Source organism: Kitasatospora sp. NPDC050543 (assembly GCF_044457565.1).
In the GTDB taxonomy this organism is placed as follows: Bacteria; Actinomycetota; Actinomycetes; order Streptomycetales; family Streptomycetaceae; genus Kitasatospora.
The window spans coordinates 47,320-60,138 of the sequence record NZ_JBITGZ010000010.1 but is presented as its reverse complement, the minus strand read 5'-3'; the positions used below and the strand labels follow the sequence as shown (position 1 = coordinate 60,138).

At 73.2% G+C, this 12,819-nt stretch carries 10 protein-coding genes and 1 pseudogene; 9 read left to right on the top strand and 2 right to left on the bottom strand.

The window, feature by feature from the left end; translation table 11 throughout:
• Positions 1-33: 33 nt before the first annotated feature.
• The 3 genes and pseudogenes from ACIBH3_RS15035 to ACIBH3_RS15025 all read left to right on the top strand — a co-directional run bounded on the left by ACIBH3_RS15035 (position 34) and on the right by ACIBH3_RS15025 (position 4,591).
• Positions 34-1,914, top strand: coding sequence for an amino acid transporter (locus ACIBH3_RS15035; RefSeq protein ID WP_396312527.1), 1,881 nt, complete (start codon positions 34-36; stop codon positions 1,912-1,914).
• Between the two features lie 184 nt (positions 1,915-2,098).
• Positions 2,099-2,872 (top strand): annotated as a pseudogene (locus tag ACIBH3_RS15030) (serine/threonine-protein kinase); the annotation flags it as partial.
• Positions 2,873-3,343: 471 nt separating this feature from the next.
• A complete protein-coding gene (locus ACIBH3_RS15025) occupies positions 3,344-4,591 on the top strand; it encodes a branched-chain amino acid ABC transporter substrate-binding protein (protein WP_396312526.1) in 1,248 nt (415 codons plus the stop codon).
• A gap of 115 nt (positions 4,592-4,706) precedes the next feature.
• Here the strand turns inward: ACIBH3_RS15025 and ACIBH3_RS15020 are convergent, their stop codons facing one another.
• Both ACIBH3_RS15020 and ACIBH3_RS15015 read right to left on the bottom strand, forming a co-directional pair.
• Positions 4,707-4,949, bottom strand: coding sequence for an AMP-binding protein (locus ACIBH3_RS15020; RefSeq protein ID WP_396312525.1), 243 nt, complete (start codon positions 4,947-4,949; stop codon positions 4,707-4,709).
• Complete coding sequence (locus tag ACIBH3_RS15015) at positions 4,910-5,497, bottom strand: AMP-binding protein (RefSeq protein ID WP_396312384.1); 588 nt, start codon at positions 5,495-5,497, stop codon at positions 4,910-4,912. The genes ACIBH3_RS15020 and ACIBH3_RS15015 overlap by 40 nt, the downstream gene beginning before the upstream one ends.
• 317 nt (positions 5,498-5,814) lie before the next feature.
• Here ACIBH3_RS15015 and ACIBH3_RS15010 point away from each other — a divergent pair, with 317 nt between their 5' ends.
• The 6 genes from ACIBH3_RS15010 to ACIBH3_RS14985 all read left to right on the top strand — a co-directional run bounded on the left by ACIBH3_RS15010 (position 5,815) and on the right by ACIBH3_RS14985 (position 12,756).
• Entirely contained in the window at positions 5,815-6,798 is a 984-nt protein-coding gene (locus ACIBH3_RS15010; RefSeq protein ID WP_396312383.1) for an aldo/keto reductase, read from the top strand.
• A gap of 355 nt (positions 6,799-7,153) precedes the next feature.
• Entirely contained in the window at positions 7,154-8,773 is a 1,620-nt protein-coding gene (locus ACIBH3_RS15005; protein WP_396312382.1) for an alpha/beta hydrolase, read from the top strand.
• Between the two features lie 155 nt (positions 8,774-8,928).
• Positions 8,929-9,327 (top strand): DUF4440 domain-containing protein, encoded by a 399-nt coding sequence (locus ACIBH3_RS15000; protein WP_396312381.1) that lies wholly within the window; start codon positions 8,929-8,931, stop codon positions 9,325-9,327.
• A gap of 143 nt (positions 9,328-9,470) precedes the next feature.
• Complete coding sequence (locus tag ACIBH3_RS14995) at positions 9,471-11,129, top strand: LuxR C-terminal-related transcriptional regulator (protein WP_396312380.1); 1,659 nt, start codon at positions 9,471-9,473, stop codon at positions 11,127-11,129.
• A 194-nt stretch (positions 11,130-11,323) separates the two neighbouring features.
• Positions 11,324-11,635: a tetratricopeptide repeat protein gene (locus ACIBH3_RS14990; protein WP_396312379.1), complete on the top strand. Its 312-nt coding sequence runs from the start codon at positions 11,324-11,326 to the stop codon at positions 11,633-11,635.
• Positions 11,635-12,756, top strand: coding sequence for a flavin-containing monooxygenase (locus tag ACIBH3_RS14985; RefSeq protein WP_396312378.1), 1,122 nt, complete (start codon positions 11,635-11,637; stop codon positions 12,754-12,756). Before ACIBH3_RS14990 ends, ACIBH3_RS14985 begins: the two co-directional genes overlap by 1 nt.
• The last annotated feature ends 63 nt before the right edge of the window (positions 12,757-12,819 follow it).

Sequence of the window (12,819 nt, the reverse complement as noted above, 5' to 3'; positions counted from 1 at the left end):
TTCCGGGCCTGGCTGCTCGAAGGCCTGTCCGACATGGCCAAGCAGCACCCCGGCCCGCACGCCCAGGCCCCCGCGCAGCACGGGCAGCGCTGGTGGCGGGTGATGTGCCTGACCGGTCTGGACTACTTCTCGACCCTCGGCTACCAGCCGGGCATCGCGGCGCTCGCGGCCGGGCTGCTCTCCCCGGTGGCGACCATCGTGCTGGTGCTGGTCACCCTGTGCGGGGCGCTGCCGGTCTACCGGCGGGTGGCGCGGGAGAGCCCGCACGGCGAGGGCTCGATCGCCATGCTGGAGCGGCTGCTGTCGTTCTGGCAGGGGAAGCTGTTCGTGCTCGCGCTGCTCGGGTTCGCGGCGACCGACTTCCTGATCACCATCACCCTGTCGGCCGCCGACGCCACGGCGCACCTGGTGGAGAACCCGCACCTGACCGGGGCGCTGCACGGCCGTCAGGTGCTGATCACCATGATCCTGGTGGCCATGCTCGGGGCGGTCTTCCTCAAGGGCTTCACCGAGGCGATCGGCCTGGCCGTGTTCCTGGTCGCGGTCTACCTCGGGCTGAACGTGGTGGTCGTGGCGGTCGGGCTGTGGCACGTCCTGACGGCGCCGCACGTGATCACGGACTGGACGCACGCGCTGACCGCCGAGCACGGCAACGTGGTCGCCATGGTCGGGGTGTCCCTGCTGGTCTTCCCGAAGCTGGCGCTGGGCCTGTCCGGCTTCGAGACCGGCGTCGCCGTGATGCCGCACATCGAGGGCGACGAGGGCGACACCGAGGAGCAGCCGACCGGGCGGATCCGTGGTGCCCGCAAGCTGCTCACCACGGCCGCCGCGATCATGAGTGTCTTCCTGATCACCACCAGCTTCATCACCACCCTGCTCATCCCGCCCGACGACTTCGAACCGGGCGGCCCCGCCAACGGCCGCGCGCTCGCGTACCTGGCCCACGAGTACCTCGGCAACGCCTTCGGCAGCGTGTACGACGCCTCCACCATCGCCATCCTGTGGTTCGCGGGGGCCTCCGCGATGGCCGGTCTGCTCAACCTGATGCCCCGCTACCTGCCGCGCTACGGCATGGCGCCGCACTGGGCGCGCGCCGTGCGCCCGATGGTGCTGGTGCTCACCGCGATCGCCTTCCTGGTGACGTGGATCTTCGACGCGAGCGTCGACAAGCAGGGCGGCGCGTACGCCACCGGCGTCCTGGTCCTGATCACCTCGGCCGCCATCGCGGTCACCATCGCGGCCCGCAAGGCGGGCGAGCGCCACTGGACGGTGGGCTTCGCCGTCATCGCGGCCGTCTTCGTGTACACCACCGCCGTCAACATCGCCGAGCGGCCCGACGGCGTGAAGATCAGTGCCTGCTTCATCGCCGGTATCGTGCTGGTCTCGCTGGCCTCCCGGCTCGCCCGGGCGTTCGAACTGCGGGTCACCGACGTGGTCCTCGACGACGTCGCCGCGCGCTTCGTGCGGGACTGCTCGCACCGCACCATCCGTCTGATCGCCAACCAGCCCGACAGCCGCGACCTGGCGGAGTACCGGGACAAGCTGCACCAGATCCGCGGCGACAACGACATCCCCGCCGAGGACGACCTGATCTTCGTGGAGGTCACCATCCTCGACCCGTCCGACTTCGAGGCGGAACTCAGGATCCACGGCGAGGCGATGCACGAGCGCTACCGCGTCCTCACCCTGGAGCACTCCAGCATCCCCAACGCGCTCGCCGCGCTGCTGCTGCACGTGCGGGACGCGACCGGGCAGCAGCCGCACATCTACTTCGAATGGACCGAGGGCAACCCGTTCGCGCAGTTCCTGCGGTTCTTCCTGTTCGGCCAGGGCGAGGTCGCACCCGTCACCCGGGAGGTGCTGCGGGAGGCCGAGCCGGACCGCAGCCGCCGCCCCCGGGTGCACGTCGGCTGACCGCGGACGCGGAAGGGCCGTGGCGTGGGCCCGCGGACAACTCGGATGGGAGTGAACGGAACTGACCCGGCGCCGGGCCGGTGTCCGGGCGAGGTGCTGAGCTGCGGCGCGGGCCCGGACGGGCTGATCACCCGGGCCGCGAATCCCGCCCGCGAGTGCCGCGCGGCCCCCTAAAGTATGGCGCGTGACCCAGGAGAACGCGGACCTCATCGCCGGGCGTTACCAGTTGGTCGAACGGATCGGCCAGGGCGGGATGGGCCGCGTCTGGCGCGGCACCGACCAGCACCTCTTCGGCCGGGAGGTCGCCGTCAAGGAGATCCTCTTCCCCCCGGGGCTGGAGGACGGCGAGCGCGGCAGGCTGCTCAAGCGCTTCACCGGCGAGGCCCGTGCGGCGGTCACCCTGAGCCATCCCGGCATCATCACCATCCACGACGTGGTCGAGCACAACGGCTCGCCCGTCATCGTGATGGAGTTCGTCCGCGGGCAGTCCCTCGCCGCCGCGATCCGTGACCAGGGCCGGCTGCCCGTCCGGCGGGTCGCCGAGATCGGCGCCGCGATGCTCGGCGCCCTCGCGGAGGCGCACGGAGCGGGGATCGTCCACCGGGACATCAAGCCGGACAACATCCTGCTGTCCAAGGACCGGGTCGTCCTCACCGACTTCGGCATCGCCCATCTCGCCGACGCCTCCACCAGGCTCAGCCACAGCGGTGCCGTCATCGGCACCCCGATGTACATGCCGCCGGAGCAGCTGGAGGGCAAGCGCCCCACGCCCGCCAACGACCTGTGGGCCCTCGGAGCCACGCTCTACCACGCGGTGGAGGGGCGTCCGCCGTTCGACGCGGAGGGCCTGCACGCCCTCGCCATCGCCGTCTTCACCCGCCCGCACCGGCCGCCGACCGAGGCCGGCCCGCTCGGCCCGGTGCTGGAGGCGCTCCTCACCAAGGACCCGGCACAGCGCGTGAGTCTCGCCGGGGCGGTCGGGCTGCTGGCGGAGGCGCTCCGGGAGTCGGGCACGACCTCGACGCCCCTTCCATCGCCGACGCCCCTCCCACGGCCGGCTCCGGTCCCCGTCCCGACCCCGCACCCCGCCCCGGAGCCCGTGGCGCCGGACCCCGACGACAGCCCCGCTTCGCACCTTCCGCCGCCGGAGAGGCGCGGGACCCCGCCGGTGCCTCGCGCATCCGATCCGGCGCCGCCGCCGCTCGGCACGCCGGCGCCCGGCCCGCACGGCGCGCCACCGGAAGGCCAGCGTCCCGACGCGGGCACGCCGTCCATTGCGTCGACGCCGTCCATTCCGTCCACGCCGTCCAGGCCCTCCCCGGCGGTGGGCGGCGCGGGGTCGTTCCCGTCGGTGACCTACCGCCGGCCGGACCTCACGGCGGCTGCGTCACGGCGGCCCTCCGTGGCTCGGCGGGCAACCGTCGTGGCCGTGGCCCTGGTCGTGGCCGCCATCGGCGGCATCGTGGCCAAGACCTTCGCCGGGGACGACTCGGCGGGTGCGAGCGGCGGGACGGGTGGGGCGAGCAGCGCGGCCGCGAACGGCGGCGGCCCGGCCGCCGCCGTCACCGTGGCGATCGGGCTGGACGCGCCGCTCAGCGGCAGCCTGGCCGCGTTCGGGCTGAGCCTCAAGAACTCCGCCGAGCTGGCGGTGAGGACCGCCAACCAGACCCGGTACGTGCCCGGAGTGACCTTCGAGCTGAAGGCCCTGGACGACCAGGCGCAGCCCGCGAAGGGCGAGCAGAACGCGGGCCAGTTCGTCGGCGACAACAAGGTGCTCGGGGTGGTCGGGCCGCTCAACTCCAGCGTCGCCCAGTCCATGCTGGGCGTGCTCGACCAGGCGGGCCTGGTCGACGTCTCGCCGGCGAACACCAACCCGGTGCTGACCCAGGGCGCCGACTGGGCCAAGGGCAGCAAGTCCCGCCCGTACAAGACCTACTTCCGTACCGTCACCACGGACGCGGCCCAAGGGCCGTTCGCCGCCCAGTACCTCTACAAGGAAGCCCGGAAGACCAGGCTCTTCGTCATCGACGACAAGAAGAGCTACGGCGCCTCCCTCGCGGCGGGCTTCAGCAGCGAGTTCACCAGGCTCGGCGGGTCGGTGGTGGGCACGGAACACACCAACCCCGACGACCGCGACTTCCCGACCCTCGCCGCGCGGGTCAAGACCTCCGGGGCCGACGCCGTCTACTACGGCGGGGACTACCCGGCTGCGGCGGCGCTCTCCCAGCAGCTCAAGCAGGCGGGCGCGAACGTCCCCCTGATGGGGGGCGACGGCATCTACGCCCCCGAGTTCATCAGCCTCAACCCCAAGGCCGAGGGGGACCTGGCCAGCTCCGTCGGCGCCCCGCCGCAGGAGCTGCCCAGCGCCAAGTCGTTCCTGTCCCAGTACCGGGCAGCCGGCTATCCGGAGGATCCCGGTTCGTACGGCGGCTACGCGTACGACTCGGTCTGGGCCGTCATCGAGGCGGTCAGGAGCGTGGTGGCCGCCAACGGCGGCGCGCTGCCCGTCGACGCCCGGGCCAGGGTGGTCAAGGCCATGGCCGGTGTGGCGTTCGACGGCGTCACCGGCCGCGTCGCCTTCGACGAGTACGGCGACACCCTCAACCGGCAGCTGACGGTGTCCACCGTCAGGGGCGGCTCCTGGGCCACCGTCAAGACCGGTACCTACACGCCCTGACCACGGCCCCCGGGACCTGCCGGGTCCGCGGCACCCGGATCCGGCAGCGATCGGGTGGGGGACGGACAGGAGTGGGTACGCGCTGGCGCCGGATCACGCGGATCGTCGCGGAGACCTACGAGTTCGAGAGGGCCTCCGGATCGCGGTAGACGCCCGGTGCGCCCATGACGACCCGCGCGCCGCCGGCGGGCGCCAGGATCTCCCACTGCGCCGCGTCGAAGCTCATCGGCGTCTTCTGCAGCACGGTGGCACCGGTACCCAGGTGTCCGGCGGCGACCAGCCAGCGCAGCTGGGACACGATGCTGTGGTGCTCGATCATCACGCCCTTGGGCCGGCCGGTGCTGCCGGAGGTGTAGATGACGTACGCCAGCGACTCGGGGCGGGGGCCGGCGGCGGCCCGCCCGGGCCATGGCTCTGGTACGGGATCGGGTGCGCGGCGGCGAGGCCACTCTCGCCGGGCCCGCCGTGTGCGTCGTGCCCGTCGTTCGGTGTGACGATCAGCGTGCCCTGCGGGGTCAGCTCGGCCAGCCGGGCCCGCAGGTGCTCCTGGGTGACGATCACCCGGGTCCGGCTGTCCTCGATCATGTAGCGGACCCGGTCGGCGGGGTACTCCGGGGACAGCGGCAGGTAGGCGGCGCCCGCGTACAGGATTCCCCAGGCCCCCATCATCAGCTCCAGGGACGGTTCGACGTACAGGCCGACGCAGTCGTCGGCGCGCACGCCCAGGTGGTACAGCTGGGCGCCGAGCACACCGGCGGCCTCCCCGAGCTGCCGGTAACTGAGGCGTTCGCCGCCACCGGTCACGGCCGTGGCGTCCGGCTGCGCGGACACCTGCTGCTGGAGCAGGTCCGGCAGGCAGACGGCGCGACGGGTGTCGTGGCGGGCGAGGACGGACTGTCCGGACATGGCGGCTCCCCTTGGTCGGCGATGGCGATGAGGTCACCCGGTGAACCGGGCTCGGTCTCCACCGCCACCCGTCGTCCCGGACGCCTGGGGCACGGGCCGTCTCTGCGGCCCGTTCCGGTCCCGGGCGCCGAGCCTTGGGAGCGCCCGGATGTCCCGGTACCGGAGCCGGCGGCGGGCCACAGGTCCCGGTGCCGGGCCGGGCCCGACCCGGCAGCGGGTGGGCCCACGCGAGCGGGCCGGCACCCGGGCGGCGCCGGGTGCCGGACACGCGGCCTCGGTGCGGGCCGCCCGGCGCGCCGGGGTGAGAGGCTGGCCGGATGGAACAGCGCGTACTCGGCCGCACCGGCCGACCGGTCTCCGTCGTCGGACTCGGCACCTGGCAGCTCGGCGCGGACTGGGGTGACGTCCGTGAGGAGGACGCCCTCGCCGTCCTGGACGCCTCCGTCGAGGCCGGTGTCACCCTCTTCGACACCGCCGACGTGTACGGCGACGGCCGCAGCGAGCAGCTGATCGGCCGCTACCTGAGGGGCCGTCCGGACGCGGGCGTGTTCGTCGCCACCAAGTTCGGCCGCCGGGCCGAGCAGCGGCCGGAGCACTACAACCTCGCGAACTTCCGTTCCTGGTCGGACCGTTCACGGACCAACCTGGGCACGGACCGGCTCGACCTGGTGCAGCTGCACTGCCCGCCGACCCCGGTGTACTCCTCCGGCGAGGTGTTCGACGCCCTCGACGTCCTGGTCGCCGAGGAGCGGATCGCCGCGTACGGCGTCAGTGTGGAGACCTGCGCGGAGGCGATGACCGCGATCGGCCGGCCCGGCGTCGCGAGTGTGCAGATCATCCTCAACGCGTTCCGCCTGAAGCCGCTGGAGCAGGTGCTGCCGGCCGCCGCGGCGGCCGGGGTGGGCATCCTGGCCCGGGTCCCGCTCGCCTCCGGGCTGCTCTCGGGGCGCTACACCACGCAGACCGCGTTCGCCCCGGACGACCACCGCACGTACAACCGCCACGGCGAGGCCTTCGACCAGGGCGAGACGTTCTCCGGCGTCGACTTCACGACGGGCGTCGAGGCGGCGGCGGAGTTCGCCGCCCTCGCCCCCGAGGGCGCCACCCCGGCGCAGACCGCGCTGCGCTGGATCGTCCAGCAGCCGGGCGTGACGACGGTGATCCCCGGCGCCCGCAACCCGGGCCAGGCCCGCGCCAACGCGGCCGCAGCCGCCCTCGATCCGCTGCCCGGACCGACCCTCGACGCCGTACGCGAGCTGTACGACCGCCGGATCCGCCCGCAGGTCCACGACCGCTGGTGACGCCGCCTCGCCACCCCCACCACCTCGCCACCCCCACCGCCTAGCCACCCCCACCACCCCACCACCTCGCCACCTCGTCGGCCCGGGCCACGGCCCGGGCCGACGTGTGTGCGGGGCACGGCGAGGGCGGAGAGGGCGTCGCGGAGGGCCGCCCGCCCGTAGGAGCCCGGGTGTTCGCCCGACGGCGGTGGTCACCGTGCCACCAGGTGATCTGTCGTCAAATCCGGTCAATTCACAGAACATTGCGCTCCGGATGTGGCCGATCTCCGGAGGATTTACGGCGCGTTCGCGCTCTTCCGCTCACGATCGCCGACTGACAGGCTGAGCCCGCTTCTGCAGCAACCGAGGAGGTTCCTTGTCCCGCATATCCCATCTGACGGTCGCGTTCGCCTGTACGTTAGCCCTCGTCACCGGTACCGCCGCCGCGGCCTCGGCGGCTCCCGCGCCGACCGCGGAGATCGCGGCGGCCGCCGAGCAGAGGGCCGAGCCGGTGGTCTGGACACCGTGCAACCCCGATCCCTCCAAGCCGGATCCGCAGATCTACGACTGCGCCGTCTACCCGGTGCCGCTCGACTACGACCACCCCTCGGGCGAGAAGATCGGCATCGCCATGATGCGCCGCCGGGCCGGCGACCCGGCCAGGCGGATCGGCTCGCTGTTCCTCAACCCCGGTGGCCCGGGCGGCAGCGGCTACCTCTGGGCGACCACCGGCCGGTTCGACCCCCAGGTCCAGGAGCGCTTCGACCTGATCGGCTTCGACCCCCGCGGTGTCGCCCGGAGCAACCCGCTCAGGTGCTTCGGGACCCAGGAGGAAGCCGACGCGGTGTTCAACCGGATGACCGGGGTGCCCGTCACCCGGGCGGAGATCGAAACCACGCTGGACGCCACCGAGGACTACACCGACTCCTGCAACAGCCACGCGGGCCCGCTGATCGAGCACATGTCGACCATGAACGTGGTCCGTGACCTCGACCGCATGCGCCAGGGCGTGGGCGACGCCAAGCTCACCTTCGCCGGCTTCTCCTACGGCACGCTGATCGGCGCCACCTACGCCAACATGTACCCCGGCAAGGTGCGCGCCGTGATCGTCGACGGCAACGTCGACCCGCAGCTGAGGCTGAGCAACGGCCTGGAGTACGACCGGCAGCGGGCCGCGGGCGGCTTCGAACTCGCCCTGGACGAGTACCTGAAGCGCTGCAAGGCCGCGGGGGCGCCGCGCTGCGCCTTCGGTGACGGAGACACCCGGGCCAAGTTCGACGCGATCCGCGACCACCTGCGCACCGGCCCGGTCGCCCTGGCGGACGGCTCGCAGGTCACGCTGAGCAGCTTCACCAGCCAGGTCGCCAACGCCCTGTACGCGCAGAGCCGGCTGGCACCGCTGGCCACCTCGCTCCAGGCGCTGTACGAGGTGATCCACCCCAAGGCCGCCTCGCCCAGCCTGACGGCCCCGCAGAACCCGGCCGACGCGAGCGTGCTGGCCAGGACGGTCCAGGGGGCGCTGCGGGAGGCCCCGGCGGACACGCCGTACACCGCCGACGACTCCTACTTCGGGGTCAACTGCCAGGACAAGCCGTACCCGTCGAACCCGAGGGTGTTCGCTAACCTGGCCCGGGCCTGGGAGCTCCAGGCGCCGACCTTCGGCCGGTACCAGGCGTTCGACGCGCCGGCGTGTGCGAGCTGGCCGGCGCCCGCCCGTGACGCGGAGCGGTACGCCGGCCCGTGGAACAAGAAGACCGCTACTCCCGTGATGGTGATCGGCAACCTCTTCGATCCGGCCACCCAGTACAAGTTCGCCGAGCGCATGCAGAGCCAGCTGGGCAACGCCGTGCTGGTCACCGTCGACTCGATCGAGCACTGCGCGGTCGGCCGGAGCAAGGCGCTGAACGCACTGGTCACGTCCTATCTGGTGGACCAGGCCGCGCCCAAGCCCGGTCAGCTCCTCAAGCCCGACGCCGAGCTGTTCCCGGCCGTCTGACGGGCGGACGGACTTCATACGCGCCCGTGCCGGCCGGGGAACGCCCGGGCCGGCACGGGCGCGTGCGGTCGTCCCACCAGGGAAGTTCGACCGCCGCCCTGAGCGGCTTCTCGGGACCGCCGGTGTCCGGCGTCCTTCGCTGTTACTGTCACGCCATGTCCAAGGTCGAGATCGATGTGGTGACCGCCGAGTTCTTCGGCGCCTTCGACAACCGGGGCGGCCGGGCCGCCGACGTGGCCCGGATCCGCAGGCTGGTCGTTCCGGGCGGCGTGATCGTCATGACCGGCCCGCAGTTCACGGTCTACACCGTGGACGAGTTCATCGAGCCTCGCCAACGGCTGCTGAGCGACGGCCGGCTGGTCGAGTTCAACGAGTGGGAGACCTCGGAGCGGACCGAGATCGCGGGTGACATCGCCTCGCGCTTCGGCGAGTACCGCAAGTCCGGGATCCTGGACGGCAAGCCCTTCGAGGGAGCCGGGACCAAGTCCATCCAGTTCGTCCGCACGTCGCAGGGCTGGCGGATCGCGTCGTTCACCTGGTTCGACCGGCCCTGACGCAGAGGTGCTCGGCTGCGGCCAGGGCAGCTCGGCCCGGTGCGCCGACGGGTACGACCGCGAAGCGTGGTGCCACGTCGACTCCGGGCCGACTGTCCGGTGTAATGGAAGTCAGCAGGATTCCTTGCAGGGCCGGAGGTGTCATGGGCACGCGAGATGCCCTGGCAGCCGCTCGGACGGCGCATCGCAAGCAGGAGTGGCAGGACGCGTACGAGACGTTCGCCGCCTGCGACCGGCTGGCGGCGCTGGGCGTCGACGACCTGGAGGCGTACGCCGAGGCTGCGCAACTCCTCGGCAGGGGAGAGGAGGCCGCGGACGCCCTCCAGCGCGCCTACCTCGTGCGCGCCGGGGCCGCGGACATCGGCGAGGCGATCCGCTGCGCCTTCTGGCTGCACGAAGTACTGCTGATGCGCGGCGAGTTCGCGCACGCGGGCGGCTGGCTCGCACGGGCCGCGCGGCTGGCGGAGTCGGACCCGGGGTGCGCCGAGGCCGGCTACCTGCTCATTCCGGAGGCCGAGCGGCAGTTCGACGACGGGGACTGGACGGCGGCCCACGCGACGGCGGCGAGGGCGCTGGAGGCGGCCGACCGGTGCGGTGACCGCGACCTCGCGGTCGTCGCCGCCCACCTCCAGGGCCGGGTGCGGATCAAGGAGGGCCGCGTCGAGGACGGGCTCGCGCTGCTGGACGAGGCCATGGTCGCCGTGACGGCCGGCGAGACCTCACCGCGGGTGACCGGATGGGTCTACTGCAGTGTCGTCGCCGCCTGCCAGGAGCTCCAGGAGGTACGCCGGGCCCGCGAGTGGACGGCTGCGCTGGACGCCTGGCTCGAAGCCCGGCCGCAGTTCACCGGCGGCTACTCCGGGCTCTGCCTCGTCCACCGCTCGGAGCTCCTCCAGCTGACGGGCGACTGGCCGCGAGCGGCCGTCCAGGCGCGGAACGCGTGCGAGCGGCTGACCCAGGGCTTCGGCGAGATGCTGGCCGGGATGGCCTACTACCAGCTCGGAGAGATCCACCGGCTGCGCGGCGACGAGGCGGACGCCGAGGAGGCCTACCGCCAGGCCTGCCGCTACGGCTGCGACGCCCAGCCGGGCCGGGCCCGGCTCAGCCTGGCGCGCCAGCAGCCGGAGGCCGCCGTCGCCGGGCTGCGCCGAGCCATGGCCGAGACGGCTGACCGGCTGCTCAGGGCCCAGCTGCTGCCCGCCTACGTCGAGGCCGTGCTGGAGGCCGGAGACAGCGAGACGGCGCGGGAGACGGCGGGCGAGGCGGCGGCGGAGCTGGCCGCGATCGCCGAGACCTACGACCGGCCCGCCCTGCACGCCCGTAGTGCCTACGCCCGGGCCGCCGTCGAGCTGGCGGAGGGAGCGGGGGCCGCGTCCCTGACGGCCGCGCGGCGGTCCTGGACGCTGTGGCGGGATCTCGACGTCCCGTACGAGGCCGCGCGAGCCCGGGTCCTGGTGGCCCTGGCCTGCCGGGCACTCGGTGACGAGGACACCGGCGACCTGGAGCTCGACGCGGCGGTGCAGACGTTCGCCGGGCTGGGCGCGAAGCCGGACCGGGCGCGGGCGCAGCGGCTGGTCCGCCGGCCCCGGGCGGCCGTCGGCGGCCCGGCCGGCCTCACCCCGCGCGAGCTGGAGGTGCTGCGACTGGTCGCGGCCGGGAAGAGCAATCAGGCCATCGCCCGCGAGCTGGTCCTGAGCGAGAAGACCGTCGCCCGGCACATCAGCAACATCCTCACCAAACTGGACGCCGGCTCGCGCACTGCCGCGGCGGCCTACGCCTATGAGCACGGCCTGACGCGGTGACGGCCGCGGCCCGCCGGCGCACCGGGCGGGCCGGCATCCGGGCCGTACGCGCCGCTTCCCGCAGCCCGCTCCTGCGCGTCTCCTGCGCACAATGACCCATGCCGTCCGGGGCCGATGTGCATGAATCTCCCGAAGCCGTGCGCCACCCAGCCCCGTAGCGTCGATTCCGAAGCCACCGAGACCGGGAACCGACGATGGACAGCTACGGAAGCCCCACGACGAGCGGAACGCCCGCCGAGCGCGGACTGCGCCGACTGGTCCTGCTCCTCGAAGCCGCCCACGGCCCCGACGATCCACGCCTCGCGCCGGCGCTTGAGGCTCTGGGAGCCTCCTGCGCCGCGCACGGCCGCCTCGCCGAGGCCGAGCGGCTGTACCTGCGGACGATCGCTCTCCTCGAAGGCCGCCGAACACCCGACGACCGCCGGAGCACCGACGATCCGCCGAGCACCGGTGGCCAGCGAAACCCGGACCGGCCCGACCCGGCCGGCCTGCCGGAGGAGGAGTGATGCACACCGAACGCCACGAGACAGTGATCATCGGCGCCGGCCAGGCGGGTCTCTGCGCCGGCCACCACCTGGCGCGGCAGAACAGGCAGTTCGTGATCCTGGACGGCGGCCGGCGGATCGGCGACAACTGGCGCAGCCACTGGGACTCGCTGCGCCTCTACAGTCCGGCCCGCTACGACGGCCTGCCCGGCATGCGCTTCCCCGCGCCCGGCTGGTCGTTCCCCGGCAAGGACCAGGTCGCCGACTTCCTGGAGGCCTACGCGCGACGCTTCCGGCTGCCGGTCCGGACGGAGACCCGGGTGCAGCGGGTCACCCGGGACGGCGACGGGTACGCGGTCACGACCGCTGACGGCCTGCTGCTGGCCGAGAACGTGATCGTGGCCACCGGGACCTTCGGCCGCACCCCGTACGTCCCCGGGTTCGCCGCCCGGCTCGACCCCGCCATCCGGCAACTGCACTCCAGCGAGTACCGGAACCAGGCCCAGCTGTGCGACGGGCCCGTCCTCGTCGTCGGAGCCTCACACTCCGGCGCGGACATCGCGTACGAGTCCGCGGGCGGCCACGCGACCGTGCTGTGCGGCCGGGACACCGGGCAGATCCCGTTCCCGCTCGAATCCCGTGTCATGCGCGTCCTCTTCCCGCTGCTCTGGCTACTGGCCGACCACGTGCTCACCACCCGCACCCCGATCGGCCGCAAGCTGCGCCCCGAGATCCGCACCCACGGCGGGCCGCTGCTCCGGGTCAGGGCCCCAGACCTGGCCGCGGCCGGTGTCGAGCGGGTCACCGCCAGGACGACCGGGGTGCAGGACGGCAGGCCGGTGCTGGAGGGCGGCCGCGTACTGGACGTGGCGAACGTGGTCTGGTGCACCGGGTTCCGGCAGAACTTCGACTGGATCGACCTTCCGGTGTTCCGGGAGGACGGCTGGCCGCAGGAGGAGGCCGGCATCGTGTCGGGCTCGCCGGGGCTGTACTTCACCGGCCTGGCCTTCCAGCGCGCGTTCAGCTCGATGCTGATCGGCGGCGCCGGCCGGGACGCCGAGATCGTGGTGGACCATCTGGTGGCGCGGGAGCGCGCCGCCCTGCCGAGCACCGCGGCGCAGGGCGTGGCCGCGGGTCGGTAGGCGGTAGGCGGTCGGCGGCGGCACCTCCGCCGGTGGTGCCGGCGGAGGCGGCCGCCTGAGCGG

Bases quoted from the DNA above. Each gene is read 5' to 3' on its own strand.
- ACIBH3_RS15035 (WP_396312527.1), top strand. From the start codon at position 34: ATGGCCAAGCAGCACCCCGGCCCGCACGCCCAGGCCCCCGCGCAGCAC.
- ACIBH3_RS15015 (WP_396312384.1), bottom strand. From the start codon at position 5,497: ATGTCCGGACAGTCCGTCCTCGCCCGCCACGACACCCGTCGCGCCGTC.
- ACIBH3_RS15010 (WP_396312383.1), top strand. From the start codon at position 5,815: ATGGAACAGCGCGTACTCGGCCGCACCGGCCGACCGGTCTCCGTCGTC.
- ACIBH3_RS15000 (WP_396312381.1), top strand. From the start codon at position 8,929: ATGTCCAAGGTCGAGATCGATGTGGTGACCGCCGAGTTCTTCGGCGCC.
- ACIBH3_RS14995 (WP_396312380.1), top strand. From the start codon at position 9,471: ATGGGCACGCGAGATGCCCTGGCAGCCGCTCGGACGGCGCATCGCAAG.
- ACIBH3_RS14990 (WP_396312379.1), top strand. From the start codon at position 11,324: ATGGACAGCTACGGAAGCCCCACGACGAGCGGAACGCCCGCCGAGCGC.
- ACIBH3_RS14985 (WP_396312378.1), top strand. From the start codon at position 11,635: ATGCACACCGAACGCCACGAGACAGTGATCATCGGCGCCGGCCAGGCG.